The 26,243-nt window shown below is 56.0% G+C and carries 23 protein-coding genes; 17 read left to right on the top strand and 6 right to left on the bottom strand.

Features of this window, described 5'->3' with window-relative positions:
- Positions 1–11 precede the first annotated feature (11 nt).
- From RHP75_RS13725 to RHP75_RS13655, 15 genes are all read left to right on the top strand, one after another.
- On the top strand, positions 12–722 hold the full coding sequence (locus RHP75_RS13725; protein WP_311088667.1) for an AAC(3) family N-acetyltransferase: 711 nt from the start codon (positions 12–14) through the stop codon (positions 720–722).
- A complete protein-coding gene (locus tag RHP75_RS13720) occupies positions 722–1,861 on the top strand; it encodes a hypothetical protein (protein WP_311088666.1) in 1,140 nt (379 codons plus the stop codon). The genes RHP75_RS13725 and RHP75_RS13720 overlap by 1 nt, the downstream gene beginning before the upstream one ends.
- Before the next feature lie 47 nt (positions 1,862–1,908).
- Complete coding sequence (locus tag RHP75_RS13715; protein ID WP_311088665.1) at positions 1,909–2,997, top strand: glycosyltransferase family 4 protein; 1,089 nt, start codon at positions 1,909–1,911, stop codon at positions 2,995–2,997.
- Positions 2,998–2,999: 2 nt separating this feature from the next.
- On the top strand, positions 3,000–4,088 hold the full coding sequence (wecB, locus tag RHP75_RS13710; RefSeq protein ID WP_311088664.1) for a non-hydrolyzing UDP-N-acetylglucosamine 2-epimerase: 1,089 nt from the start codon (positions 3,000–3,002) through the stop codon (positions 4,086–4,088).
- Between the two features lie 72 nt (positions 4,089–4,160).
- On the top strand, positions 4,161–5,984 hold the full coding sequence (locus RHP75_RS13705; RefSeq protein WP_311088663.1) for a hypothetical protein: 1,824 nt from the start codon (positions 4,161–4,163) through the stop codon (positions 5,982–5,984).
- Between the two features lie 16 nt (positions 5,985–6,000).
- Entirely contained in the window at positions 6,001–7,230 is a 1,230-nt protein-coding gene (locus RHP75_RS13700; RefSeq protein ID WP_311088662.1) for a glycosyltransferase family 4 protein, read from the top strand.
- Positions 7,227–7,820: a sugar transferase gene (locus RHP75_RS13695; RefSeq protein WP_311088661.1), complete on the top strand. Its 594-nt coding sequence runs from the start codon at positions 7,227–7,229 to the stop codon at positions 7,818–7,820. The genes RHP75_RS13700 and RHP75_RS13695 overlap by 4 nt, the downstream gene beginning before the upstream one ends.
- Positions 7,817–8,452, top strand: coding sequence for an acetyltransferase (locus tag RHP75_RS13690; protein ID WP_311088660.1), 636 nt, complete (start codon positions 7,817–7,819; stop codon positions 8,450–8,452). Before RHP75_RS13695 ends, RHP75_RS13690 begins: the two co-directional genes overlap by 4 nt.
- A gap of 190 nt (positions 8,453–8,642) precedes the next feature.
- Positions 8,643–9,818 (top strand): DegT/DnrJ/EryC1/StrS aminotransferase family protein, encoded by a 1,176-nt coding sequence (locus RHP75_RS13685; protein WP_311088659.1) that lies wholly within the window; start codon positions 8,643–8,645, stop codon positions 9,816–9,818.
- Between the two features lie 53 nt (positions 9,819–9,871).
- Positions 9,872–11,860: a nucleoside-diphosphate sugar epimerase/dehydratase gene (locus tag RHP75_RS13680; RefSeq protein ID WP_311088658.1), complete on the top strand. Its 1,989-nt coding sequence runs from the start codon at positions 9,872–9,874 to the stop codon at positions 11,858–11,860.
- A 116-nt stretch (positions 11,861–11,976) separates the two neighbouring features.
- On the top strand, positions 11,977–12,300 hold the full coding sequence (locus RHP75_RS13675; protein WP_311088657.1) for a ComEA family DNA-binding protein: 324 nt from the start codon (positions 11,977–11,979) through the stop codon (positions 12,298–12,300).
- Positions 12,301–12,426: 126 nt separating this feature from the next.
- On the top strand, positions 12,427–12,798 hold the full coding sequence (locus tag RHP75_RS13670; protein ID WP_311088656.1) for a DUF2784 domain-containing protein: 372 nt from the start codon (positions 12,427–12,429) through the stop codon (positions 12,796–12,798).
- A 105-nt stretch (positions 12,799–12,903) separates the two neighbouring features.
- The gene (locus tag RHP75_RS13665) at positions 12,904–13,710 is read left to right on the top strand and encodes an SDR family oxidoreductase (RefSeq protein ID WP_311088655.1); all 807 of its coding nucleotides are present in this window, start codon (positions 12,904–12,906) and stop codon (positions 13,708–13,710) included.
- Between the two features lie 129 nt (positions 13,711–13,839).
- A complete protein-coding gene (locus RHP75_RS13660) occupies positions 13,840–15,006 on the top strand; it encodes an MFS transporter (RefSeq protein ID WP_311088654.1) in 1,167 nt (388 codons plus the stop codon).
- Positions 15,007–15,116: 110 nt separating this feature from the next.
- The gene (locus RHP75_RS13655; RefSeq protein WP_311088653.1) at positions 15,117–15,545 is read left to right on the top strand and encodes a hypothetical protein; all 429 of its coding nucleotides are present in this window, start codon (positions 15,117–15,119) and stop codon (positions 15,543–15,545) included.
- Between the two features lie 6 nt (positions 15,546–15,551).
- On the opposite strand, the gene RHP75_RS13650 is transcribed toward RHP75_RS13655, so the two are convergent.
- The 5 genes from RHP75_RS13650 to RHP75_RS13630 all read right to left on the bottom strand — a co-directional run bounded on the left by RHP75_RS13650 (position 15,552) and on the right by RHP75_RS13630 (position 23,534).
- Complete coding sequence (locus tag RHP75_RS13650; protein WP_311088652.1) at positions 15,552–15,800, bottom strand: YheU family protein; 249 nt, start codon at positions 15,798–15,800, stop codon at positions 15,552–15,554.
- Between the two features lie 69 nt (positions 15,801–15,869).
- Positions 15,870–18,623, bottom strand: coding sequence for a 7TM diverse intracellular signaling domain-containing protein (locus tag RHP75_RS13645; protein ID WP_311088651.1), 2,754 nt, complete (start codon positions 18,621–18,623; stop codon positions 15,870–15,872).
- A gap of 80 nt (positions 18,624–18,703) precedes the next feature.
- Positions 18,704–19,894, bottom strand: a complete 1,191-nt coding sequence (locus tag RHP75_RS13640) for an osmoprotectant NAGGN system M42 family peptidase (protein WP_311088650.1) — start codon at positions 19,892–19,894, stop codon at positions 18,704–18,706.
- A gap of 57 nt (positions 19,895–19,951) precedes the next feature.
- Positions 19,952–21,691: an N-acetylglutaminylglutamine synthetase gene (ngg, locus tag RHP75_RS13635; RefSeq protein WP_311088649.1), complete on the bottom strand. Its 1,740-nt coding sequence runs from the start codon at positions 21,689–21,691 to the stop codon at positions 19,952–19,954.
- A 73-nt stretch (positions 21,692–21,764) separates the two neighbouring features.
- On the bottom strand, positions 21,765–23,534 hold the full coding sequence (locus tag RHP75_RS13630; protein WP_311088648.1) for an N-acetylglutaminylglutamine amidotransferase: 1,770 nt from the start codon (positions 23,532–23,534) through the stop codon (positions 21,765–21,767).
- 111 nt (positions 23,535–23,645) lie between these two features.
- On the opposite strand from RHP75_RS13630, the gene RHP75_RS13625 reads away from it, so the two are divergent.
- On the top strand, positions 23,646–24,119 hold the full coding sequence (locus tag RHP75_RS13625) for a MarR family transcriptional regulator (RefSeq protein ID WP_311088647.1): 474 nt from the start codon (positions 23,646–23,648) through the stop codon (positions 24,117–24,119).
- Positions 24,120–24,170: 51 nt separating this feature from the next.
- On the opposite strand, the gene dacB is transcribed toward RHP75_RS13625, so the two are convergent.
- On the bottom strand, positions 24,171–25,619 hold the full coding sequence (gene dacB, locus RHP75_RS13620; protein WP_311088646.1) for a D-alanyl-D-alanine carboxypeptidase/D-alanyl-D-alanine-endopeptidase: 1,449 nt from the start codon (positions 25,617–25,619) through the stop codon (positions 24,171–24,173).
- A gap of 234 nt (positions 25,620–25,853) precedes the next feature.
- Here dacB and RHP75_RS13615 point away from each other — a divergent pair, with 234 nt between their 5' ends.
- Complete coding sequence (locus RHP75_RS13615; RefSeq protein ID WP_090248116.1) at positions 25,854–26,195, top strand: YggL family protein; 342 nt, start codon at positions 25,854–25,856, stop codon at positions 26,193–26,195.
- The last annotated feature ends 48 nt before the right edge of the window (positions 26,196–26,243 follow it).

Genomic DNA, 26,243 nt, shown 5'->3' with positions numbered 1-26,243 from the left:
GGATTTTGTATGTGCGTGCTGGTTTAGCGCCACTTGCGAAACAGATTCGAGCAGATAAAGGCGTAATTAATTTTTTACGAAATAGATTGGAGTTTGATGAGCTTATTGTCCCATATTTTCATGGCGCACGGCCTTTCTGGAGAACTCCTGCGCGCGTAGGCGAGCCATACAAAACCAATTCAGGATCATTAGGTAGGCTTGTTTCAGATATGCCTGAAGCGGTTGCTAGTCGACATCCTACTCATGCGTTTGCAGGGTATGGCGAGCGTGTTGCTCAGGTGCTGAAGCGACATACTGCTGAGTCGCCTTGTTTTCTGCCGATTAAGGAGTTGGCGGAGCAGTTTGATTTTTCGATGTTACTTTTGGGCTGTGTTGATGAAAGTCCGGGTTTCTCAACAATTCATGTCGCACAGAACATATTGGGGTTGAGTCAACGACACTTAATTCGTTATCTTCTTCGGTGGGATGTAGTAGATGATAAACGAGTTTATTCGAAAGTAGCGCCGGAGGCGCCAGGGTGTAGCGAATCATTCGGTAAATTTTATAAACTTTATCAGCAAGATGATAATCTGGTGAAGGGTGAGTGGAATGGTGTGTCGTGGATATTTGTCCCTTCAGCGTTAAGAGCTTTACAGGTGGAGTTGTCTGTTCTTCGTGAAAAGCCGCGATTCGTTAAGTGTGAAAAGAGCTTCTGCCCAACTTGTAGCTTGAGGCTGTATTGATGAGGGTAAAACTATTTTCATCTAAAGTTAATCTGCAGCCAGGTGAGCCTTTGGGGGGGGGGGATGCAAGCCGAATGTCGTTGAGTTCAAGCGAAATGCTCGAATGCAATGGGTTCGAGGTTCGGACTGCGGACGGTTTTAATTATCGTATTTCTTCAGTCGATGCTTTGTATGCGGGACGTTTGGTCGATTACTTTAATAAGGGTGATATAAATCATATTTTAGCGGCCACGCATACCCATTATGCCCCAATGCTTGATGATCGAAAGCCGCATATTGGTGAATTTAGTCAGGTTGGTTTTGATGCATATGTTGACGCTCTAGAACAGATGCAACTCGATGAAGTCGACTCAACGGTATGTCGTCTTTATCGGTCCGAATTGGACGTTCCGGTATATCGTAGATTTGATTATCCAGATAATTTATTAAATCGGTTTTTATCGAGTCGTTTCGGGTTTTATCCGAATGATGCAAAAGTCATCGATAAATCAATTTATTTTTTTGAATTTTGTGATGACAAATGTGCCCATTTTGTCTTGGTTTATCATGCCTGTCATCCAACCAGTCGCGGTGTTAACTGTGAGTTGTCTTCTGACTACATTGGCGCAGTTCGTCAGGCGGTTAGAGAGCGTTTTGATGTTGAAGTTGTGGTTTTTTTGCAGGGGTGTGCAGGTGATATTCGTCCGAATCTTGCAAAGAAGCGGGTTTCATGGCTTCCGCGTTTTCGTCTCAATTGGAAATTCAATTGGCGTCCGGATGCTGCGGACATTTTTCGCTTAAATGGAAAATATATTGAAGCCGTCAAGGCGGCAGTTAAGTATCGAGAAGTCTCGTTGGTGGCCGATGAATTTAATGTCCAGACTCGGCAGCTAATTCTACTCGGTGGAGAGGCTGTAGATGCTTTTTCTGTCGAGTTTTTCCCTGGGGTGAAGTTTCATTTTTTTCCGTTCGAGATTTCACATCTCTATCATCTTGAAATGACTGCTTTTGAATCTTCTGATTTTCTTGTGTCATGTGCCAATGACACGATCGGATATCTATCGCATCCGGCCCAGCATCAAGCAGCAGGATACGAAGTTTGTGGCTCGTTATATTACATGGGGCTGCAGGAAAAGCTCGAAGTTAAGGAGTTGCTTTGATTAAGGTTGTTCATGTTAGTTCAGGTCACCACCGTAACGAGTTACGCGTGCACTTGAAACAATGCAATAGTCTTGCAGCTGCCGGATACCGTGTCTATTTTGTAGTGGCTGATGGTGAGGGTGACGCCAAGATTGGTAATGTCGAGGTTCTAGATGTCGGTATTCCCCATGGACGTTTTCAGCGTATGTTGGTGTTCCCAAAGCTTTTGCTGCGTAGAGCGCGGCAGATAAATGCGAGCATCTACCACTTTCATGATCCAGAGTTGTTGACGATAGCAATTGCGCTCAAGGGGCGTGGCGCCAAGGTCATCTATGATAGTCATGAAGATGTGCCTAGATCTATTATGAGTCGCGATTGGATCCCTTTTTTGATACGTCGAATAGTTTCTATGTGCTTCGAGTTTTTTGAGAATTTTGTCGCGCGCCGAATGGCTTGCGTGGTTGGGGCAACGCCATTTATAGCTGAGAGGTTTTCGAGTATAGGATGTCGGTCAATCGCTATTAATAATTTCCCCCTACAATCTGAAATTATTAGTGTGTCGGCTACTAGAAATCCTAACCCAGTAGTCTGCTTTTTAGGCGGGATCACGCTTGTCCGTGGGGTGCGTGAGATTATTGTTGCTTTAGCATCTCTACAGACAAGGATGGTTTTGGCTGGTCCTTTTGATAGCGACGATACAAGAAAGGAACTAGAGCGACTTCCGGGATGGCACAATGTTGATTACTTGGGAAATATTGACCGTAAGTCAGCTGTTGAGGCTATGAGGGGGGCAATGGTAGGCATGATCTGCTATTTGCCAGAGCCTAACCATGTTAATGCTTTTCCCAATAAGCTATTTGAGTATATGGCGGCTGGATTACCAGTGATTGCTTCCGACTTTCCTCTTTGGCGAGATATTGTTGATGGTGCTCAATGTGGGATTTGTGTCAATCCCGCTAATCCTGATGATATTCGCCAAGCAATTGCGCAAATGATAAGTGATCCCGCCGGCTGTGAGCGGATGGGGGAAAATGGTCGTAGAGCAGTTCTAGAAAAGTACAATTGGCTTAATGAAGAAAGGAAGCTGATTCAGCTTTATCAGGAGGTTTTAGCCTCGAATGTTGTTCCGATCAGCGAAGCATCAGAGGGTAAGTAGTCATGAAAAAAGTCCTGACCGTCTTGGGTGCGCGCCCTCAATTTATTAAGGCCAGCGTAGTCAGTCACGCCATCGCTTCCACCTCTGGGCTGGCCGAAGTGATGCTTCATACAGGTCAGCACTATGATGCCAATATGTCTGAAGTTTTCTTCGACGAGTTAGGTATGAGCAAGCCGGACTATTTCCTGGATATCCATGGCGGTAATCATGGCGCCATGACCGGGCGCATGCTTGAAGCGGTGGAGCAGGTATTACTGCAGGAGCAGCCTGATGTTGTTCTAGTCTATGGTGATACCAACTCCACTTTGGCTGGTGCCTTAGCCGCAGCTAAGCTGGATATACCAGTTGCGCATGTCGAGGCTGGACTTCGCAGTTTCAATATGAAAATGCCCGAAGAGATAAATCGTATCCTGACCGATCGCATCTCCCGCTGGCTATTTACCCCTACTCATACTGCTAGCGCTAATCTGTTGCGTGAAGGTCATGCGCAGAGCAGTATCACCGAAGTTGGCGATGTGATGTATGACGTTGCCTTACACCATGGCAGTCGTGTACGAGCGGATACCGGCTTGATGGCCGCGCTAGGTCTTACAGAAAAGGGTTATGTGCTTGCGACCATCCATCGTCAGGAAAACACTGATCACCCTCAGCGTCTTGCCGTCATTGTAGAAGCCCTTCGTGTTACCGCCCGTACTCTGCCTGTAGTTTGGCCGCTGCACCCGCGTACACGTGCCAAGCTACAAAAAGCCGGTTTGCTGGAGGCGTTGGCCAGTCAAGTTACGTTGATTGATCCGCTTGGTTATCTGGACATGGTGCAATTGGAAAAATTTGCTGCGTTGATTGCTACTGACAGCGGCGGAGTACAAAAAGAAGCCTTTTTCTATCGGGTGCCCTGTATCACCCTGCGTAACGAAACCGAATGGGTGGAGCTTGTACAGGCTGGGTGGAATCGGCTTGCGCCACCGGAGGATGTGGGAGTGGTAAAGTCGGCTATTGATGCTGCGCTGGATACTCTAGGTCAAGATGTTCAGCCTTATGGAGCGGGTGACGCGGCGCAACGGGTGGCAGCTTCAATTCTCTTAACTTCGTAACGCCTTATTTCACAACCTTACGCAAATTATCACTGCCCAGACGGTGAGGCTGCCACTTTAAAGAGTCATTTTATGTGCGGAATTTTTGGCTTTATCGCCAAGGAAAAAGTTAACCAAGAAAACCTGATGGTTCTAGCTTTGCATGCCAGGCAGCGTGGACGTGACTCCAGTGGTCTGATCTACGGCGATCCTTCGGGCTATCAAGTCAAGCGGGCCGATTACGACATCAAAAAACTGATTTCTCAGGTAAAACCTTTCGAGTCTGCTTTCGTTTTTGGCCATAGTCGTTTGATCACTAACGGTCTTTCCGACAACCAACCGGTTGTTCGTGGCGATATTTGCGTTATCCACAACGGCATCATCGTGAATGATGCTGAGCTGTGGAACCATATCAAGCCCACCCGTGCTCTCGAAATCGATAGTGAGGTGATTGCTGCCATTACCGAGCATCACCTGGACGAGTCGGGGGACGACCTCGACGGGCTGGCGCACAAGGTGCTGACTTTGTGTGTCGGTGTTGTTGCCTGTGCCATAGTTATTCCTCGTCTGGGCAAGGCTTTGCTGTTCTCAAACAATGGCAGTCTTTATGTTGGTACCACTCAGGAGGGGGTCTGCTTTTCTTCGGAAATGTTCCCGCTCACCCAGATTGGCTGCTCAGATATCAAGCAGGTCAAGCAAGACGCCGTTGTCTTGGATTTACCTGCTTCAACGGACATCAGTGTTTCCGACAACAATCAGCGTGTTAATAATCTGATTCCGCCTTTCCAATTCATTTCGTCCGAAGAAAAGCAGCTGCTTTACCCTCAGCCGAACCTGCGTCGTTGCACTCGCTGCATTCTTCCGGAGACGATGCCGTTCATCGCTTTTGATTCGGACGGTGTGTGCAACTACTGCCACACCTATACTCCGCGCAATGTACCTAAACCAAAGGAAGAGCTCTTCAATCTCGTAGAGGGTTACCGCCGCGCCGGTGCTACCGACTGTATAGTGCCATTCTCCGGCGGCCGTGATAGCTGTTACGGGCTGCATCTGATTGTTAAAGAGCTGAAGATGAACGCCGTCACCTACACCTATGACTGGGGGATGGTGACCGATCTTGGCCGGCGCAATATCAGCCGGATGAGTGCCGAGCTTGGTGTAGAGAATATTATCGTTGCCGACGATATCGCCAAAAAGCGCAGGAATATTGCCGTCAACCTCAAAGCTTGGTTGAAGGCTCCGCATCTAGGAATGATCAGTATTCTGACTGCGGGTGACAAACATTTCTTCCGTCATATTGAAACGGTGAAAAAGCAAACTGGTGTGAGTCTGAACCTCTGGGGCGTCAACCCTCTTGAGGTGACTCACTTTAAGGCTGGCTTCCTCGGCGTGCCACCTGACTTCGAGGAAAAACGCGTCTATATGCACGGCTGGCAAAAACAGATGGAGTACCAGAGCTTGCGTTTTAAAGCGATGCTCAAAAGTCCGGGCTATTTCAATAGCTCGCTCTGGGACACTCTGTCTGGCGAGTACTATCGCAGCTTCACTGAAAAGAAGGATTACTATCACATCTTCGATTATTGGCGTTGGGATGAGAAAGTCATCGATGACACGCTAATCAACGACTATGGCTGGGAGCTTGCAGTCGATACCAGCACTACCTGGCGTATCGGCGATGGTACAGCAGGGCTGTATAACTATATCTATTACCTCGTCGCTGGTTTTTCTGAGCATGACACCTTTCGCAGTAATCAGGTGCGTGAGGGTGAGATTACTCGCGAGCGTGCACTCGAACTGGTGCAAGAGGAGAACCGCCCTCGCTACCAAAACATTCGCTGGTATCTTGATGCTCTGGGGATGGATTTCACTGAGGTGATCAAAGTCATCAATGCAATTCCACGTTTGTACAAAGACTGACGGACCAGCTGACGCGATGAACAAAACGATCTGGTACGTCACCAAGTATTTTTCCCCCAAGACTGCAAATAGTCCCGGAGGTCGGGGTTGGTTTCTGGTAGATGAGATGCAGCGTGCTGGTTATCAGGTGCTCGTGATCAGCTCGGACTCTAACAATCTGGTGGATCTACCTGTATTACAGGCGCGTGTGACGCAGCAGGTGGCCGGTGGTGTAAAGATCGTTTGGCTGAAAACGATGAAGTACTCGGTCGCCAAGTCGTTGCGCAGGATTTTGAGTTGGTTCCATTTCGAGTGGAATCTGTTCTGGTTAGACAAGAGTCAGTTGCCGCGCCCTGACGTGGTTATTATTTCCAGCCTGTCGCTGCTGACTATCATCAATGGTCTGCTGATACGCTTTAAATACAAGTCTCGGCTAGTATTTGAGGTGCGCGACATTTGGCCACTAACCATTGTGGAGGAAGGTGGCTTCAGCAACCGGAACCTATTTGTCAGAGGGTTGGCTTGGTTGGAGCGACTCTCTTACCGAAAGTCTGATGCCATCGTCGGAACTATGCCCAATCTGGCTGAGCATGTGTACAACGAGATTGGCTGTGAGCGGCCTGTCTTTTGTGTGCCCATGGGCGTAAGTCAATCTCATTTTAGCGACGTTGTCGATCTTCCCGTTGATTATGTTGAGCGCTACCTTTCCAGTAATAAGTTCAAGGTCGTGCATGCGGGAACTATCGGTATAACTAACGCGCTGGATGTGTTTTTCGCCGCCGCAGAAGCCATGCGCGAGCACGCCGGTATTGAGTTCATCATTGTTGGCGACGGTGCCCTGAGGCAAAGCTACCAGATTCAGTATGGTGATCTTCCCAACCTAGTGTTCGCGCCGAAGGTTCCGCGAAACATGGTTCAGGCAGTCCTGGAAAAAGGCGATCTCCTCTATTTTTCGGTGCACGATTCCAAGGTTTGGGACTACGGTCAGTCTTTGAACAAGGTCATTGACTACATGCTGGCGGCCAAGCCAGTTGTTGCCTCTTACAATGGTTATCCGTCGATGATAAACGAGGCGGGATGCGGTACATTCGTCCCGGCTAACGATGTTAGCTCGTTGGTGGCCGCTATTCTCGAGATGAGTCGCCGTAACCAAGCGGTGCGTGAGCAAATTGGTCTGCGAGGGCGTGAATGGTTGCTGCAGAATCGTAGTTATTCGAAGCTGGCCAGTGACTATCTAACGATTCTTTTCCCTGGGGACGGCAAGTGAAGCGGCTTCTGGACATTGTCCTTGCTTCGTTCGGCCTGATCGTCCTTGTCCCGATCATTGCAACCGTAGCGGTGTGCATCCGTCGCAAGCTGGGTTCACCGGTAATTTTTTCGCAGGTTCGGCCAGGACTGCACGGGGTTCCGTTCAAGATGGTGAAATTTCGAACCATGCTTGATGCTTTCGATGTGGATGGCAATCCGCTGCCTGATTCTCAGCGCATGACCAGCTTTGGAAGCTTTTTGCGCGCCAGTAGCTTAGATGAGTTGCCTGAGCTGTGGAACGTGCTCAAGGGCGACATGAGTCTGGTTGGGCCCCGCCCCCTATTGATGGAGTACCTGCCGCTATACAGCGCAGAGCAGTATCGCCGTCATGAAGTGCGCCCCGGCGTTACTGGCTGGGCGCAGATCAATGGCCGTAATGCACTGAGCTGGGAGGACAAGTTCAGGCTGGATGTCTGGTACGTGAATAACAGATCTATCTGGCTGGACTGCAAAATTCTTTTCCTCACGGTGAAGAAAGTTCTGGTACGAGACGGCATCAGTGCGGATGGTGAGGTAACCATGCCTAAGTTCTCCGGTAACCGGCAATGAACAGGTTGGCGATCTTAGGTGCCAGCGGTCATGGCAAGGTGGTGGCCGACACTGCCGAGTGTTGTGGTTGGGAGGTCATAGACTTCTTTGACGATGCATGGCCACAGCTCAACAGTATTGGCGAATGGCAAGTGGTTGGTGATACGGCCTTGCTGAAAAGCCGTATGCAGATATATGACGGTGTATTAGTCGCTATTGGCAATAATCGCATTCGGTATCGTAAGCTGCTGGAGTTGGAAGAAGCGGGGGGACGTCTTTGCAGTCTGGTGCATCCTGCAGCGACGGTTAGTCGCTATGCTGAACTGAAGAGCGGATCGGTGGTGTTCGCTGGGGCTGTGGTCAACGCCGAGGCTCTGATTGGTCGGGGCGCTATCATTAATACCGGCTCCAGTGTTGATCATGACTGCGTGCTGGGAGAATGTGTGCATGTCAGCCCAGGTGCTCGCCTTGCCGGAGGCGTCAAGGTCGGTGATTTGAGCTGGGTAGGTATCGGTGCTAGTGTACGGCAGTTTGTACAGATTGGTACTCAAGTGACTGTCGGCGCAGGCGCTGTAGTCACTGCCGATATTGCAGATTTATTGACCGTAGTCGGCGTTCCTGCGAAAGCTTTGTTTAAGCTGAACGTGCCCTAAAAACTATCCTCTCGGTCGCTGAAAGACTGAGGAATGGGCCATCTGCTTCATGTCGTAACTTTTGCTTGGATACTTTCTACCGTTTAGTCTTTTATCTTATCGTCAGACCGCTATGAGCCGTCTGACGATAAGATTAATTAATCGCCATATTTTTATTCCCATGCCGACCAAATCTTGAAGAGTTTTTATTGTGCTGAATACACCATTTTCTCCTTGGCCTTCTTTTAGCGATCATGAGGCCGACGCAGTCCGTGCAGTTATTCTTTCAAATAAAGTCAACTATTGGACCGGACAAGAGTGTCGCGAATTTGAAAAGGAATTCGCTACATGGGTTGGGGTCAAGCATGCTGTGGCGTTAGCAAATGGAACCGTTGCCCTCGATGTGGCGCTCAAAGCGTTGGATATAGGGCGCGGGGATGAAGTCATAGTCACTCCGCGTACCTTTCTTGCATCAGTATCCTCAATCGTTAATGCAGGAGCTGTACCGGTATTCGCTGAAGTAGATCGTGATTCGCAGAATATTACTGCTCAATCTATTGCGGCTGTTTTGACCGATCGAACCAAAGCGGTTATTTGTGTACACCTAGCCGGTTGGCCTTGTGATATGGATCCAATCATGGCACTGGCTGCTGAGCATGATCTTAAAGTGATCGAGGATTGTGCTCAGGCTCATGGTGCTCGCTATAAAGACCGCGCAGTAGGCTCAATTGGGCATGTCGGTGCATGGTCATTTTGCCAGGACAAAATCATGACCACCGGTGGCGAAGGTGGCATGGTGACTACAAATGATCGAGTGCTTTGGTCGAAAATGTGGTCATTCAAAGATCATGGCAAGAGTTGGGAGGCTGTTTACGAGCGTTCACACGCCCCTGGTTTTCGCTGGCTGCATGAGAGTTTTGGTACTAACTGGCGGATGCTTGAGGTTCAAGCTGCTATTGGTCGTATACAACTCCGGCAAATGCCTCAGTGGCATGCTGTTCGGAAGGCTAATGCTCAGCGCATATGGTTCTGTGCGTCTAAGTTGCAGGGGGTGCGCGTGCCTGTGGTGCCAGATTTTATCCAGCATGCTGCCTACAAGTGTTATGTGTTTGTCGATCCAGGCCAGCTGCTGGAAGGCTGGAATCGTGATCGAATTCTTAATGAAATTTCGGCTCGTGGCGTTCCTTGCTTTTCTGGTTCTTGCTCTGAGGTTTATCTTGAAGCTGCCTTCGACGGTACCGGTTGGCGCCCAAAAAATCATTTGTCTATAGCTCATGAACTTGGTGAGACTAGTTTGATGTTCCTTGTACATCCAACTTTAACTGATGCAGAGATCGACAAGACCTGCTCTATATTGGCTGAGGTTATGGAAGCTGCTGCGCGATAAGATAGTTGCAGTGTGAGAAAGGCCGGTATTTCGCTTTTCTTAATGGAGTGAGTATGTTTCGCGAAAGACTCTTGGGCTTGAGGCGCCGCTATAAGCGGTTGCTGCAGGTCATGGTTGATGTGCTGCTTGTTTGGGTGGCGCTGTGGCTCGCTTTTGTCGTTCGTTTGGGGACGTATGATCAAATTGATCCCTTAGGTGGCCACTTTTGGTTGTTTGCCTTAGCACCTGTACTTGCTATTCCTCTTTTTATTCGCCTTGGTATGTATCGTGCTGTTATGCGCTATCTGGGTAATGATGCGCTTTGGACAATTGCTAAAGCCGTTTCCTTATCTGCATTGATTCTTGCTCTTGCGGTTTATTGGTATCGCGAAGCGCCCGCTCTTGTACCGCGCTCTTTGGTATTCAACTACTGGTGGCTTAGTCTCGTACTTATCGGCGGCTTGCGCCTTGTGATGCGTCAGTATTTTATGGGCGATTGGTACATGGGCGGGCTTGAGCTGCCATTTATAGGTCGTGACAAAAATTTGCCACGGGTTGCTATATACGGAGCTGGTGCGGCCGGTAATCAACTGGTCACTGCCTTGCGCATGGGGCGAGCCATGCGACCTGTCGCTTTTATCGATGATGATTCAAGCATAGCCAACCGTAATATCGCTGGTTTAAGGGTTTATACCCCCAAACATATTCAGCAAATGATTGATGAAACCGGTGCCGATGAAATCCTCCTTGCGATGCCTTCGGCCTCACGTGGACGGCGCCGACAGATCCTTGAGGGTTTGGAAGTATTTCCGCTTCATGTACGCAGTATTCCTGGCTTTATGGATCTGGCCAGTGGCAGGGTCAAGGTTGAGGATGTTCAAGAAGTCGACATTGCCGATCTACTTGGTCGTGATGCCGTACCGCCGCAGCAAGCGTTGTTCGAGCGCTGTATCCGTAATCAGGTGGTAATGGTTACCGGGGCAGGAGGCTCCATTGGTTCTGAGCTTTGTCGGCAGATTCTACTGAATGGGCCTGCAACCCTTCTGCTGTTCGAACACAGCGAATTCAATCTGTACAGCATTCACAGTGAGCTGGAGGCGAGGGTCAAGCGTGAGTCTTTGCCACTTCGTCTGGTGCCGATTCTGGGCTCGATTCGTAACGCCCCGCGGTTGGCTGATGTGATGTGCACCTGGAAGGTCAATACGGTTTACCACGCAGCGGCTTACAAGCATGTACCGATGGTGGAGCACAATATTGCCGAGGGTGTGTTGAACAATCTGATGGGGACGCTCAATACTGCGCAAGCCGCGGTCAAAGCCGGTGTAACCAACTTCGTATTGATTTCCACTGATAAGGCGGTGCGGCCGACTAACGTAATGGGCAGCACCAAGCGGTTGGCTGAGATGGTGCTGCAGGCACTCAGCCGCGAATCTGCGCCTGTGTTGTTCGCTGATGATGAGGCCGTGCATCAGTTCAATAAAACGCGCTTTACCATGGTGCGCTTCGGTAATGTTTTAGGCTCGTCTGGTTCGGTTATCCCGCTATTTCATGAACAGATCCGCAAGGGTGGGCCGGTCACGGTTACCCATCCCAATATCACGCGTTACTTTATGACCATCCCTGAGGCCGCGCAGTTGGTAATTCAAGCGGGGTCCATGGGCGAGGGCGGTGATGTGTTCGTTCTGGATATGGGCGAACCGGTGAAAATTGCTGTACTGGCCGAGAAGATGATTCACCTTAGTGGGTTGAGTGTGCGCTCGGATAAAACCCCACACGGCGATATCGCCATTGAGTTCACCGGCCTGCGTCCAGGCGAGAAGCTCTACGAAGAGTTGCTGATTGGCGATAACGTCAGTCCGACTGAGCACCCGATGATCATGCGCGCCAATGAGGAGCACCTGCCCTGGGAGTTATTCAAAGAGCGTCTGAGCGAGTTGCTGGTCGCAGTTGAGTGCGACGATTATGAACGAGTGCGGCAGTTGCTGCGGGAAACGGTCAATGGCTACAAGCCTGAGGGTGAGATTGTTGACTGGATTCATGTTAAGCGTCGTTTTGAACCCTAGTTCGACTTGTTCGGTGGTGAGAGTGGAAGTGATTTGACAACTGGATGACAGCAGCTAGTTTTCAGAGCGTGGAGAAGGAAGTCCCACGCTCTGAAAACTAACGAAGGGATTCTTGTATGCTAAAAGCCAAACTGTCGTCTCTGCTGTTCGCTGTTCTTGCTTCAATGTCCCTAGCGGTTTCCGCCGCCGAAACTCACACCCAGCCAGCGCCCGTTGTTGAGTCAGCTGAAGTGGCTCCGGTCGGTAAGATCAATCTCAATACTGCTGATGCCGCCACCCTGCAACGTGAGTTGTTGGGGATTGGTGAAGTCAAGGCGCAGGCAATTGTGGCTTATCGTGATGAGCACGGCGATTTCGCTTCGGTGGATGAGTTGTTGGAAGTTAAGGGTATTGGCGAAGCAACGCTGGAGAAGAATCGCGACAAGTTGAGCATTAACTAACGCGTTCCGTTGTTTTAATTAAGGCCGGTTATTAACCGGCCTTTTTGCTTTCTGGTGATCATGTTTTTAATACGCTTTGCGTGTTAGTGACTGCAATAGGGTTGAGGATTAACAGCGAGGCGTTTTATGTTCTGGTTGGCAATGGCGGCAGATACAGTAGTGGTCGTGCATCTGCTGTTTATTCTGTTCGCGGTGCTGGGCGGGTTGCTGGTGTGGCGGTGGCGCGGGTTGGTCTGGTTGCATGTGCCGGCGGCCTTGTGGGGTGTGTTGGTGGAGTTGATGCGTTGGCCATGCCCCCTGACGCCGCTGGAGCACAGCTTGCGTTTGGCTGCGGGGCAGGCGGGGTACAGAGGTGGTTTCGTCGAGCACTATATGCTGCCGATTATCTATCCAGGTGGGTTGACGCCGCAGATTCAGATTGGCTTGGGGGTGTTTGTTCTGCTGCTTAATGCGCTGATTTATGGCGTGATGTTTTGGCAGCGCTGGCGGCGGCCGTGAGTTGAGCTTAGGCCGCCTTATTCAGATGGATGATGGTATGCGGGCAAGATAATTTCCCCGGCTACACTGGCTCCATCTATCACAGCATCACAAGGCAGCTTTCCTATGCAAAATCGCATGATGATCACCGGCGCGGGGTCGGGTTTGGGGCGTGAGATTGCCCTGCGTTGGGCGCGTGAGGGCTGGCAGTTGGCTCTATCGGATGTCAATGAGCCGGGCCTGGTGGAAACCCTGCAGATGGTGCGCGAGGCGGGTGGCGATGGTTTCACTCAGCGCTGCGATGTGCGTGATTACAGCCAGCTGACGGCGTTTGCCCAGGCCTGCGAGGAGAAGCTCGGCGGCATCGATGTGATCGTTAACAACGCCGGTGTGGCCTCTGGCGGGTTCTTCAGCGAGTTGTCGCTTGAGGATTGGGATTGGCAGATCGCGATCAACCTGATGGGCGTGGTCAAGGGTTGCAAGGCCTTCCTGCCGTTGCTGGAAAAGAGCAAAGGCAAAATCGTCAATATCGCCTCCATGGCGGCCTTGATGCAGGGCCCAGCGATGAGTAACTACAACGTGGCCAAGGCCGGCGTTGTGGCGCTGTCGGAAAGCCTGCTGATCGAATTGAAACTGCATGAAGTCAGCGTGCATGTGGTGTGTCCATCGTTCTTCCAGACCAACCTGCTGGACTCCTTCCGCGGCCCGACCCCGGCGATGAAGGCTCAGGTCGGCAAGCTGCTGGAAAGCTCGCCGATCAGCGCGGCGGATATTGCCGACTACATTTACCAAGAGATCGGCAAAGGCGAATTTATGATTCTGCCCCATGAGCAGGGCCGCATGGCCTGGGCGCTGAAGCAGAAGAACCCGCAGTTGCTTTACAGCGAAATGACCAGCATGGCCGACAAGATGCGTGCGCCACGCGCCAAGTGACAGGGCGTAGGTGATGTGGATTAGTTGATTTAAAGGTCAACTTAATCGCCGTTCGGGGTTGTCTGCGATGAGCTTGCGCTCTAAGGTTTGCGGTCATGTCGGCATGGCCGCGAAACTGATGGATTTACTGTGAAACCTTTCCCTCGGGCCATGCTGTTGCTGGCCCTGATCCTGGCTGCAATCAATTTGCGCCCGGGCATCACGTCCCTGGCGCCGTTGATTGAGCGGATTGCCGAAGAACTGGCCTTGAGCCGTAGCCTGATCAGCCTTACCACTGCGTTGCCCGTGTTGTGCATGGGCTTGCTGGCGCCTTTTGCGCCGCGTTTGGCCGTGCGTCTGGGCTTGGAGCGCACGATCGCCTTGTGCATGGCGGTCATCGCGGTGGCACTGTTGCTGCGCGCGGTGGGGCATGCCAGTGCGATTCTGATTGGCAGTGCGGTGCTGCTGGGCGCTGCCATCGCAGTTGCTGGGCCTTTGCTTTCTGGCTTTATCAAGCGGCACTTTGCCGGGCGCATGGGCAGTGTGGTGGGTTGGTACTCGCTGAGCATGGCGATTGGTGGCGCCGGTGGCGCGGTACTCACCGTGCCGGCCACGCAGTGGCTGGGCAATGACTGGACCCACGGTCTGGCCATCTGGGCATTACCGGCGTTAGTCGGGTTAGTGCTCTGGCTGTGCTTGCCCAATCGTGCTGAAGCTGAGAGTGAAGAGGGGGGTATGGGCTTGCCCTGGCGGCAACCGCGTGCCTGGTTGATCAGCGCGTTCTTTGCCATTCAGGCCGGCTTGTTCTATGCCCTCGCTACCTGGGCTGTGGCGCGTTACCACGAAGCTGGTTTGAGCCTGATGCACAGTAATAGCCTGTTCAGTGTGTCGATGCTGATGGGGTTACCCAGCTCATTTCTGCTGCCCTGGTTGGCACAACGTTTCAAGAACCGCTACCTGTTGTTGGTGGGTTGCGGGCTGTTGTCGTCGATCAGCCTGGCGATGATCACCTTCCAGCCTTCCGTGCTGCCTGAGTTGTGGGCGGTGACCATTGGCTTTGGCCTGGGCGGCTCTTTTGCCTTGTCGCTGGTACTGCCATTGTACGAAGCGGGCTCGCCGCTGGCGGTCAGCCGGTGGACGGCGATGATGCTGTGCATGGGCTACAGCATCGGCTGCCTCACGCCCGTACTGACGGGGTTGGCGCGTGATCTGGCAGGCAACTATCAGTTGCCGTTTATGGTTCTCACCGGACTTGCGGCGCTGATGACGCTGCTGGCCTGGATGATGCGCCGTGGACCGAAGCGCACCCATAAATGACGCCGTTCAGGTGTCGCTGCGGCGATCCACTGACGCTTATTTGGCAGCAGTTCCTTCCTTGCTCAGGACGGCTGTGATAGAAGGCAGCCTTGATTTGCTGGAGTGCCTGCGTGGAGTCCGAATCCATCGTTTATGGTTGCATCCGTGACTGGCCATCGGACAGTCCGGCGGAAAGCCGTCTGCGTCGTGAAATCAATCGGCAAGTGCTCGATGACCTACCGGCCGGCGATGCCTGGAGCTTTCTCGGGCGTGAGATGTTCGCCTGCTGTGAACAACCGGGCGATGGCTTGTACCAGACGCAGGTGATTCACTTCGGCGCCAGCTACCGCACGGTGGAGTATGAGTGGAGCCTGTGGATCAAGCAGTTCGAGGCGTTGCTCAAACGCCTGTACTGGGCCAGTGCGGTGGTGCACCTGGAAACCGAACTGAACGGCACCCATACCTTTCGCTGGGAGTCGGATAGCGGGTTTCACAGCCCGCAGGAAGGCGAGTTGCGCGTGCGTTGCGCGTGGGAGCGCGAGGGCGGGTTACGCGGTTAACCGCCTTTAATCGTCCAGCTCTTCCAGCGCATCCAGCCATTCTTTCGGCACATCGCGCTTCAGCGCCAGCTGACATTGCTGGCTTTCCGCATCAAACACAATCACTGCCTGCCCTTTGCTTAGCGCGTGACGTACCCGTTCGATACGCGTATCCAGCGGTGTTTCGTCGCCGTTGTCGGTGCCGTCTCGGGTGACGAAATCTTCGATCAGGCGGGTCAGGGTGTCAGCTTCGAGCAGGTGATAGGGGATCAGCACGGTAAGGCCTCCAGAGCGCAGCGCGGATGCTAACGTGCGTGGCTTTGTCTGGCCATGGTTGCTGTGTAGTTACTGGGCCGATGGTTCTGCTGGTTGCAGATAGATTTCCAGGGTGCTGTAGAGCTTGGCGCTGTCCAAGGGTTTGCCGAGGAAGTCATTCATGCCGGACTCGACCCCGTGCTGGCGGTGCTCGTCGAGGATGTGGGCGGTCAGGGCGATGATCGGTACGGCCGGCAGATTGTGCTGGCGTTCCAGGCGGCGGATCTGCCGAGTGGCTTCGAAGCCATCCATCTCCGGCATTTCGCAGTCCATCAGGATCAGTTGCGTGGCGTTCGGGGCGCGCTGGTATTCGTTGAGGGCGGCCAGGCCGTTGGTCACCAGGCGCACGTTGTAGCCACGCTTTTTCAGAAAGCCCTGGACGACCAGCTGATTCACCGGGTTGTCTTCAGCCACCAGGATGCAGGGCGTGCTGCCGGTGTCGGTATGGGGTTTGGGTTGTGCTTTGATTTCCACGATACGCGGTTCTTCGTACAGTTCGAGTAGGGCGCTGCGCAAAGCGTTGATCGCCAGCGGCTGGGGTAGGCCGAGCAGGCGCAGGCCGGCGGAGTTGGGCAGTTGTTGGCATTGTTCCGGTGCGCAGAGCAGTAGCACGCGTTGCCCGGGTTGCAGCAGCGGGCGCAGCGAATCCAGCCAGTGCTGAATGCTGCCCGGCCAGGGTGCCATCAGTACCAGCAGCGGTGGGGCGGCAAAATCTTCCAGATAATTGAGCAGGGTTTCCGGATTCTGGCAGCGTTCGGTGCGCATGCCCCAGCGCCCGAGCAGGCGGCTTAGGGCATCCAGGCCGAGGCCGTCGAGGGAGGTGAGCAGCGCGGTGCGCCCCTTGAGCAATTCGTGCAGCGGGTCGACGGGTAGCGGTTCGTCAGCCTGCGGTATATCGAACGCAAAGCGTGTGCCCTGGCCCGGGGTGCTTTGCACTTCGATACGGCCGCCCATCATTTCCACCAGCTCCTTGCTGATCGCCAGGCCCAGGCCGCTGCCACCGTAACGGCGCGTGGTGCTGGAGTCGCCCTGGGCGAATGATTCGAATAGCTGGGTCAGGGCCTGGTCGCTGATGCCGATTCCGCTGTCGCTGATGGCGAACACCAGGTGCGGTTTGCCCTGAGAGTCATTGCGCCGGCAGACATTCAGCGCCACGTGGCCTTCTGCGGTGAATTTCAGGGCGTTGCTGAGCAGGTTCATCAGCACCTGCTTGAGCCGCGTCGGGTCGCCCTGGGCGCGGCGTGGTACGCCGCTTTCCAGGCTGACGTAGAGGCGCAGGCGCTTGTCCAGGGCTTGCCCGGTGAACAGGCTGAGGGTGTCGGAAATCAGCTCTTCCAGATCGAATTCGATATGTTCCAGGCTGAGCTTGCCGGACTCGATGCGCGCGTAATCGAGGATGTCGTTGATCACCGCCATCAGCGAGCTGCCGGAGCTGGAAATGGTGTCGACATAGAAGCGCTGGCTGCGATCCAGCGGCGTTTCCTTGAGCAGCTGCAGCATGCCCAGCACGCCATTGAGCGGAGTACGGATTTCGTGGCTCATCTTGGCCAGAAAGCGGCTCTTGGCCAGGTTTTCGATTTCCGCCTGCTCGGCGGCGCGGCGCGACTGGAAGCCTTCTTCCTTGAGCAGGTTGATGCGGTCCGCCAGGCCGATGGACAGGGTAATCAGCTCGATGGTTACGCCGATCTTCACGGCCGTGGCGCCGAATACCCCAAAGACTTCCACGCCCAGCGAACCGGTGGTGGCCTGGATAAAGGCGAACAGCAGGATGGCCCAGGCTAGGGTGTAGTAGGAGCCGTAACGTACGCCGCGGCGCCAGATATACAGGCCGGTGAGCAGTAGGGTCAGCGAGACCAGGGAAACGGTGACGCTGGCGAGGATATTCCAGGCGTTGAAGCCAATCAGTGGCACCGACAGCAGGCAGCCGGCGCAGGCCAGCATCAGCAAACGCAGGCCGGTGTCCAAGCGTGGGAAGTACTGCGGTGCATGGAGGAAGTGGCGGCTGAACTGAATGGCCGTCAGGCAGTGCAGGTACATCAGGATGTAGATGCTCACCGACTGGAACGCCACATGCTCGGGCAGCAGTTTGAACAGCATGCCGTCGAAACAGGCGGCTAGCAGGCCGACGTTGAGGTTGTAGGCCAAGTACCAGAGGTAGGCGGATTCACGCAGTGAAATAAACAGGAACAGGTTGTAGCAGAACATCGCAAACAGCACGCCGTAGAACGCGCCATTGAAACCCATGAGGTTTTCCTGGGCGGCGGCACTGGCCTGATAGGTGCTGAAGAACAGCGGCATAAAGATCGTGCTGGTGGTCTCTACCCTTACCAGCAGGGTGCTGTCACCGGGCGTCAGCTCCAGTGGAAACCAGAAGTTGCGCACCTGCACCGGGCGCTGGGAGAAGGCAAACCGGTCGCCGCTTTCCTGCATCTGCCACTGACCGTCAGCGTGGCGCAGGTAGACCTGCAGATGGTCGAGCAGTGGGTAGTTGACCTCAAGGTAGCCAGCCAGGTTCTGCGCCAGGCTGTTGTTCAGGCGTACCTTGAACCACCAGACCGAATCATTCTTGCCGAGGTTGGCGTGCTCGCCTTTAACGGGGGTAAAGCGCTCGTCGGCCAGGGCGCCGACCTGTTCGACGCTCAGCTCACCTTGCGCGTCTTCCAGGTAGGCCATGGACGGGCCGAGTGGCAGGCGCAGATCGGCGTTGTTCAGCGTTGCAGGTTGCAGCGCCCACGCCGATCCACACAGCCAGAACAGCACCACAGCCAGCCATATCCGAGGCATTTACCGACCTCAATATTATTATTTGAGGCCTGATCCGGCCCCGCGTCATGCCGTCACTTTGCCCGGATGCGCGCAGCCCTTCAAGCGTCCTGATCGCGGGGGCGCAACAGGCTATCGACAGTCGGGACGCGGGTGTCACTTTCCATCTGTGCATCGTGCTCCAGTTGGTGGCTGAAGCGCTCTAGCGAGCCCTGTGCAGGCTGAGCGTCGCTGGAGAATACCGGTGGGCTGAGCACGTAGGCGGCAAGCAGGCGACTCAGGGCTTTGAGGCTGTCGATGTGCGTGCGTTCATAGCCATGAGTGGCGTCGCAGCCGAACGCCAGCAGGGCCGTGCGAATATCGTGGCCGGCGGTGACTGCCGATTGCGCATCGCTGTGGTAATAGCGGAACAGGTCGCGGCGCACCGGGATTTCATGTTCGCTGGCCAGGCGCAGCAGCTGGCGTGACAGGTGATAGTCGTAAGGCCCGCCTGAGTCCTGCATGGCTACGCTGACGGTGTGTTCGCTGGACTGCTGGCCCGGCGCAACCGGGGCGATGTCGATGCCGACAAATTCGCTGACATCCCAGGGCAGGGCTGCTGCCGCACCAGAACCGACTTCCTCGGTGATGGTAAACAGCGGGTGGCAGTCGATCTCCGGTTCCAGGCCGCTCTCTTTGATGGCTTTGAGTGCGGTAAGCAGCGCCGCGACGCCGGCTTTGTCATCCAGGTGACGCGCGCTGATATGCCCACTCTCGGTAAATTCCGGCAGCGGATCGAAGGCGACAAAATCGCCCACCGAGATGCCCAGTGATTCGCAGTCAGCGCGGGTGCTGCAGTAAGCATCCAGGCGAAGTTCGACGTGGTCCCAGCTGATCGGCAATTGGTCCACGGCGGTATTGAAGGCGTGCCCCGAGGCCATCAGCGGCAGTACGCTGCCACGAATCACGCCCTGGTCGGTAAACACGCTGACACGGCTGCCTTCGGCGAAACGGCTCGACCAGCAACCGACTGCGGCCAAGCCCAGGCGACCGTTGTCCTGCAGTTCGCGGACGATCGCGCCAATGGTGTCCAGGTGCGCCGAAACCGCCCGGTCCGGGCTGCTCTGTTTGCCTTTGAGGGTGCCGCGTATGGTGCCGCGTCGGGTCATCTCGAAGGGGATGCCGATCTCCTCCAGACGCTCGGCGACGTAGCGCACGATGGTGTCGGTAAAACCGGTGGGGCTGGGAATGGCGAGCATTTCCAGCAGCACTTTCTGCAGATAGACGAGGTCGGGTTCGGGGAGTTGCTGCATGGAGTCTCCTCTACGGCGATTGCCCCCTCGGCCGGAACCGGAGGGGCTGGGAAGGGATTAGCTGGGTGTCTGGCTCAAGGGGAACAGCAGGTCGATAAAGCGCTCGGCCGTGGGTTGCGGCTGGTGGTTGGCCAGGCCAGCGCGTTCGTTGGCTTCGATAAACACGTACTCGGGTTGATCGGCCGCAGGCACCAACAGGTCGAGGCCGACGACCGGAATATCCAGGGCGCGGGCGGCTTTTACTGCAGCATCGGCCAGCACCGGGTGGAGGATATCGGTGACGTCCTCCAGGCTGCCGCCGGTGTGCAGGTTGGCGGTTTTGCGGACGGCCAGGCGCTGGCCGGCGGGTAGCACGCTGCTGTAGTCGACGCCGGCGGCATGCAGGGTGCGCAAGGTTTCAGCGTCTTTGGGGATGCGGCTTTCACCTTCGGTGGCGGCTTGCCGGCGGCGGCTCTGCGCGTCGATCAGCTCGCCGATGCTGTGCTGGCCATCACCGATCACTTCCGCCGGGCGGCGAATGGCGGCGGCGACCACGGCAAAGCCGATCACCAGAATGCGCAGATCAAAGCCTGGGTGAAAGCTTTCCAGCAACACGCGGCTGTCAAAGGTGCTGGCGCGCTCGATGGCGTCCTGCACATCCAGCGGCGTGCGCAAATCCACCGCCACGCCCTGGCCTTGTTCGCCATCCACTGGCTTGACCACCAGACTGCCGTGCTCGGCGAGAAACGCCGCGTTGTCCTCTGCGCTGCCGGCCAGGCGCTGGGCGGGTAGGTGCAGGCCGGCGCGGGCCAGGGCGCGGTGGGTCAGGCGTTTGTCCTGACACAGGGTCATGCTCACAGCACTGGTCAGGTCGCTCAGGGATTCCCGGCAGCGGATGCGTCGGCCGCCATGGCTCAGGGTGAACAGTCCGGCGTCGGCGTCGTCGACCTGCACCTCAATACCGCGGCGCAGCGCTTCATCAACGATGATCCGCGCGTAGGGATTCATCGGCGTATGCGGGCCGGGGCCGATAAACAGCGCTTCGTTGATGCCGTTCTTGCGCTTGATGCTGAACGTCTGCAGCTCGCGAAAGCCCAACTTGGCGTACAGGCCCTTGGCCTGTTCGTTGTCGTGCAGCACGGACAGATCCAGGTGGCTCAAGCCGCGGCTCATAAAGTGTTCGATCAGATGGCGTACCAGCACCTCGCCGACCCCAGGTCGGCTGCAGCGCGGGTCGACTGCCAGGCACCACAGGCTGCTGCCGTGGTCTGGGTCCTGATAGGCCTTGTGGTGGTTAAGGCCCATCACGCTGCCGATTATGGTGCCACTGTCTTCATCCTCGGCCAGCCAGTACACCGGCCCGCCTAGGTGGCGCGGGGTGAGTTTGTCGGGCTCGATCGGCAGCATGCCGCGTAGCTGATACAGGGCGTTGATCGCCTGCCAGTCTTCGGCATTTTGCGCGCGGCGTACGCGGTAGCCGCGAAAACCCCGGCGCGCAGGGCGGTAGTCGGTAAACCACAGGCGTAGCGTATCGGAGGGGTCGAGAAACAGCTGCTGCGGCGCTTGTGCCAGCACCTGGTGTGGTGCAGCGACATACAGGGCGATATCACGCTCGCCGGGTTGCTCGGTCAGCAGATCACTGGCCAGTGCGGCAGCATCCGGGTAGGTGTGGCCGATCAGTAGACGGCCCCAGCCGCAATGTACAGCCTGCGGTTGACTGGGCGGCGCCGCATGATCTTCGGCCAGGCGCGCCTGCAGGCGCTCGTAGGAAGGAGCTTGACCGCGCAGCAGGCGTTGATTAAAGGCAGTGGCACGCATTGAAGGGGTTCCTTTGCCGTGAGCAGGTGACGGATGCTGCGGTGGCGGGTGTGTACCCCGCCACCGCAGCGCTCTACAGGCCGTGTTCGTTCAACCAGAGATTCAGCGCGGCCAACTGCCACAGCTTGGAGCCGCGCAAAGGCGTCAGCTGACCGTACGGATCACTCAGCAAACGATCGAGCATGGCCGGGTTGAACAGGCCGCGATCCTGGCTGGGGTCGAGCAGCAGGTCACGCACCCAGCCGAGGGTGGCGCCTTCCAGGTGCTTGAGGCCAGGCACCGGGAAATACCCTTTGGGTCGGTCGATGACGGCGCTGGGGATCACCTTACGTGCCGCTTCCTTGAGAACATACTTGCCGCCATCGGGCAGCTTGAAACGCCCAGGGATACGTGCCGAAAGCTCGGCCAGGCGATAGTCGAGGAACGGTGTGCGCGCCTCCAGACCCCAGGCCATGGTCATGTTGTCGACCCGTTTGACCGGGTCATCGACCAGCATCACCGTGCTGTCCAGGCGCAGCGCCTTGTCCACGGCTGCTACTGCTCCAGGCTGGGCAAAATGCTCACGAACAAAGTCGCCGGCCATGTCGCCGGTCAACCAGGCGGGCTGCACGCAGGCGGCGTATTCGTCGTAATCACGGTCGAAGAACGCCGCGCGGTAAGCGTCGAAGGCATCTTCGGCAGCGTCCACTTGCGGATACCAGTGGTAGCCGGCGAACAGCTCATCGGCGCCCTGGCCGCTTTGCACCACCTTGCAATGCTTGGCCACCTCGCGTGACAGCAGGTAGAAGGCGATGCAGTCGTGACTGACCATCGGCTCGCTCATGGCGCGGAAGGCGGCGGGCAGCTGTTCGAGAATCTCGTGCTCACCGATACGCAACTGATGGTGGCGGGTGGCGAAGTGCTCGGCGATCAGGTCGGAATACTGAAACTCGTCACCGCGTTCGCCGCCGGCATCCTGAAAGCCGATGGAGAAGGTCGACAGGTTTTCCACCCCGGCTTCACGCAGCAAGCCGACCAGCATGCTCGAGTCCACACCGCCGGAGAGCAGCACGCCGACATCTACGGCGGCGCGTTGGCGGATCGACACGGCTTCGCGCATGCCATCCAATACGCGCTCACGCCATTCATCCAGGCCGAAGGCGATTTCCTCGCGCTGCGGGCCGAATGTCAGGTTCCACCAGGTCTGCTGTTCACAGTTGCCTTGGGCGTCGATACGCATCCAGCTGGCCGGTGCCAGTTTCTCCACCCCAGCTAGCAGGGTGCGCGGTGCCGGCACCACAGCGTGGAAGTTCAGGTAGTGGTTGAGGGCGACGGGGTCGAGGGTTTTGCCGATGTCACCGCCAGCCAGCAGCGCCGGCAGGCTGGAGGCAAAACGCAGGCGCTCGCTCGTGCGCGAAAAATACAGCGGCTTGACCCCGAGGCGGTCGCGGGCGATGAACAGTTGCTGGCTGTCACGTTCCCAGATGGCAAAAGCGAACATACCATTGAGCTTGGGCAGCAGGTCGGTGCCCCAGGCGTGATAGCCCTTGAGCAGCACTTCGCTGTCGCCACCGGAAAAGAAGCGATAGCCGAGGGCTTTCAGCTCTTCGCGCAGCTCTGGGTAGTTGTAGATGGCACCGTTGAACACCATCGTCAGGCCCAGTTCGCTGTCGATCATCGGCTGGCCGGAGGCTTCGGCCAGGTCCATGATCTTCAGGCGGCGATGGCCGAGGGCAAGTGGGCCCTGGCTGTGAAAGCCGTGGGCATCGGGGCCGCGGGCGGCCATGTGGTGGGTGATTCGCTCGACTGCAGCCAGGTCGGCCGGTCGTTGATCAAAACGTAATTCTCCAGCGATTGCGCACATAATTCCTTACCGGTATTGCCGTTGGGGAGTGGTTCGGGGCTGCCGAACCTTTTACACCAAAACAAAATAATGCTTTCATGTCAAAGTTTTATATCGAATTAAAAGGCGTTTATGGCTGATAAAAAGGTTTCTACTGAAATAGATTTGTCATCTGTTTCGGCCTTCGAGCTGCCGCTGTTTCAGGCGCTGCGGCGTTTGCAGCAGGCTGGTGAAGTGCATGCCAAACGCCTCGGCCGCTTTGGTGGGCTGACGCCGATGCAATTGATGATTCTGCAGGTGTTGGCGGGAGAGACGCGCCTGACGGCCAGCGACCTGAGTGGTCGTGTCAGCCTGACGGCTGCGACCCTGTCCGGCATGCTCGACAGGCTGGAGGAAAAGGGCCTGCTGCAACGCCAGCGCGATGATCAGGATCGCCGCCGGCAGTGGCTGCTGCTCAGCGAACAGGGCCGCATGCTGCTGCAACAGGCGCCGAGCCTGCTGCCGCCGGAGTTTGTCGCGCGCTTTGCCGGTTTGGATGAGTGGGAGCGCCACAGCCTGACCGCCGCGTTGTTACGCGCGGCGCAGCTGTGTGGGGAGATGGAGTAGAACCGCCGCGCCTTGAGAGTAGGCGCGGCCCGGCGTTGTGCAGCAGCCGGTTCAGCGCTGGGCGCTAAGCTTGGGCTGCTTGTACAGATCCAGCAGCACCTGATCGAGAATCGACGAGGCGCCCCACGGGCGTGGGTCGTTGAGGATGGCGACCACGGCCCAGCTGTTGCCGTTGCTGTCGCGGCTAAAGCCGGCAATGGCACGCACGTTGTTCAGCGTACCGGTCTTGATCCGCGCCTCGCCCACCAGCGGCGTGCGGTGTAGGCGTTTGCGCATGGTGCCGTCCATTGCCACCAGCGGCAGCGAAGCCATGAACTCGGCGGCGTAAGGGCTCTTCCAGGCCGCCTGCAGCAAGGTCGCCATTTCCCGCGCGCTGACCCGCTCGGCACGCGACAACCCGGAGCCGTTTTCCATCACCAGGTGCGGCGCGGTGATGCCTTTACGCGCCAGCCAGCTGCGAATCACTCGTTGCGCTGCCTTGCTGTCGTCCTGGTCGGCGGAGTTGCGAAACTGCGCGCCGAGGCTCAAGAACAGCTGCCGGGCCATGGTGTTGTTACTGTATTTGTTGATGTCGCGGATGATCTCGGTCAGGTCCGGCGAATAGGCGCGGGCCAGCAGGCGAGCTTTTTCCGGCACCGGGGCGAGACGGTCCTTGCCCATGATGCTGCCGCCCAGTTCCTGCCAAATGGCGCGGATGGCGCCGGCGGCGTAGCCCGGGTGATCCAGCAGCGACAGGTAGGTCTGCGAGCTGCAGCCTTCGGCCAGTTTGCCGGTGACGATGACCGTGGTGCCGTCAAATTCGGTGACCGGGTTGTAGCGCACATCCGGCCAGCCCGGGCATTTGGCTGCCGGCAGGGCTTTGACGCGGTTGTCGATGCGAATAGACGCAATTGGCGGCTCGGCGGCGATATGCACCTTGCCACCCTCGGTGCGGGCGATAAAACGCAGCGCCTTGAGGTTGACCAGCAGTGAGTCAGGGGCCACCAGGAACGGCTTGTTGGCGTCGCCGCCGTCGTCATTGAAGCTGGGCAGCTGTGGCTGAACGAAGTGGCTACGGTCGAGCACCAGGTCGCCCGTCACCTGCAGCACGCCGTTCGCACGCAGGTCGCGCATCATCAGCCAGAGCTTTTCCATGTTCAGCTTGGGGTCGCCGCCGCCCTTGAGGTACAGGTTGCCGTTGAGCACGCCGTTCTTCAGTTGGCCGTCGGTGAAGAATTCGGTTTTCCACTGGTGGGTCGGGCCGAGCAGCTCAAGCGCCGCGTAGGTGGTGACCAGCTTCATGGTCGATGCCGGGTTAACGGAGATGTCGGCATTGAAATAAGTGCTATTACCCGGGCCGTTGAGCGGCACGGTGACCACAGACAGTGACTGGCTGCTGATCTTGTTGGCTTTCAGTGATTGCTGAACCTTGTTGGAAATACCGCTCGTGGCGGCTGCCAGTGGCAGACAAACGGGGAATAGCAGGCCGGCGATGGCCAGGTGACGTAGGCTTTTGATCATGGGCGACTCCCCTCTAACTGAGGGACAAAGGTGACGCGAGGCATCTAACGAGGTTCCGTCGCGGGTTGGGATAATGTTGGCAATTATGCCCCAAGACAGTTCCGGCTGAGTGGCAGTAAATGCGATTGGCCGGGCTTTTCTGCGGGCTATCGGTTGACCTGTCGTCTTCCAGGCGGGCGCGTAGGCCGCGAAACTGCTAGAGTGCCGCGCGTTATCACTTTTGAGGATTGTTCCATGGCTACTAACCGTTCCCGCCGTCTGCGCAAAAAACTCTGCGTGGATGAATTCCAGGAGCTGGGCTTTGAGCTGAACCTGAACTTCAAACAAGACCTGAGCGATGCAGCCATCGACAGCTTCTTGGAAGATTTTCTGCGTGACGCGATGGTCGCTAACGGCCTGGGCTATGTCGGCGGCGATGACTTCGGTCTGGTATGCCTGTCCAAGCGTGGCTCGGTCAATGAAGAGCAGCGTGCTGCTGTTGAAGCCTGGCTGAAAGGCCGTGACGAGCTGGTGGATTTCACTGCCAGCCCGCTGATCGACGTCTGGTATCCAGACAACTCGATCAATCAGGCCTAAGACCTGTGAGCAGGGCATGCATCGCGCATGCCCTGTTGCTTTTCCCTT

Source organism: Pseudomonas sp. SG20056, from assembly GCF_031764535.1.
Taxonomy (GTDB): Bacteria; Pseudomonadota; Gammaproteobacteria; order Pseudomonadales; family Pseudomonadaceae; genus Aquipseudomonas.
The sequence above is the reverse complement of the archived record's forward strand: the minus strand, read 5'-3'. Positions and strand labels throughout refer to the sequence as shown.

Coding starts and splice junctions, on each gene's coding strand:
- ngg (WP_311088649.1), bottom strand. CDS start 21,691: ATGCGTGCCACTGCCTTTAATCAACGCCTGCTGCGCGGTCAAGCTCCT.
- RHP75_RS13625 (WP_311088647.1), top strand. CDS start 23,646: ATGGCTGATAAAAAGGTTTCTACTGAAATAGATTTGTCATCTGTTTCG.
- RHP75_RS13615 (WP_090248116.1), top strand. CDS start 25,854: ATGGCTACTAACCGTTCCCGCCGTCTGCGCAAAAAACTCTGCGTGGAT.
- RHP75_RS13690 (WP_311088660.1), top strand. CDS start 7,817: ATGAACAGGTTGGCGATCTTAGGTGCCAGCGGTCATGGCAAGGTGGTG.
- RHP75_RS13705 (WP_311088663.1), top strand. CDS start 4,161: ATGTGCGGAATTTTTGGCTTTATCGCCAAGGAAAAAGTTAACCAAGAA.
- RHP75_RS13700 (WP_311088662.1), top strand. CDS start 6,001: ATGAACAAAACGATCTGGTACGTCACCAAGTATTTTTCCCCCAAGACT.
- RHP75_RS13645 (WP_311088651.1), bottom strand. CDS start 18,623: ATGCCTCGGATATGGCTGGCTGTGGTGCTGTTCTGGCTGTGTGGATCG.
- wecB (WP_311088664.1), top strand. CDS start 3,000: ATGAAAAAAGTCCTGACCGTCTTGGGTGCGCGCCCTCAATTTATTAAG.
- RHP75_RS13680 (WP_311088658.1), top strand. CDS start 9,872: ATGTTTCGCGAAAGACTCTTGGGCTTGAGGCGCCGCTATAAGCGGTTG.
- RHP75_RS13665 (WP_311088655.1), top strand. CDS start 12,904: ATGCAAAATCGCATGATGATCACCGGCGCGGGGTCGGGTTTGGGGCGT.
- dacB (WP_311088646.1), bottom strand. CDS start 25,619: ATGATCAAAAGCCTACGTCACCTGGCCATCGCCGGCCTGCTATTCCCC.
- RHP75_RS13630 (WP_311088648.1), bottom strand. CDS start 23,534: ATGTGCGCAATCGCTGGAGAATTACGTTTTGATCAACGACCGGCCGAC.
- RHP75_RS13720 (WP_311088666.1), top strand. CDS start 722: ATGAGGGTAAAACTATTTTCATCTAAAGTTAATCTGCAGCCAGGTGAG.
- RHP75_RS13675 (WP_311088657.1), top strand. CDS start 11,977: ATGCTAAAAGCCAAACTGTCGTCTCTGCTGTTCGCTGTTCTTGCTTCA.
- RHP75_RS13640 (WP_311088650.1), bottom strand. CDS start 19,894: ATGCAGCAACTCCCCGAACCCGACCTCGTCTATCTGCAGAAAGTGCTG.
- RHP75_RS13670 (WP_311088656.1), top strand. CDS start 12,427: ATGTTCTGGTTGGCAATGGCGGCAGATACAGTAGTGGTCGTGCATCTG.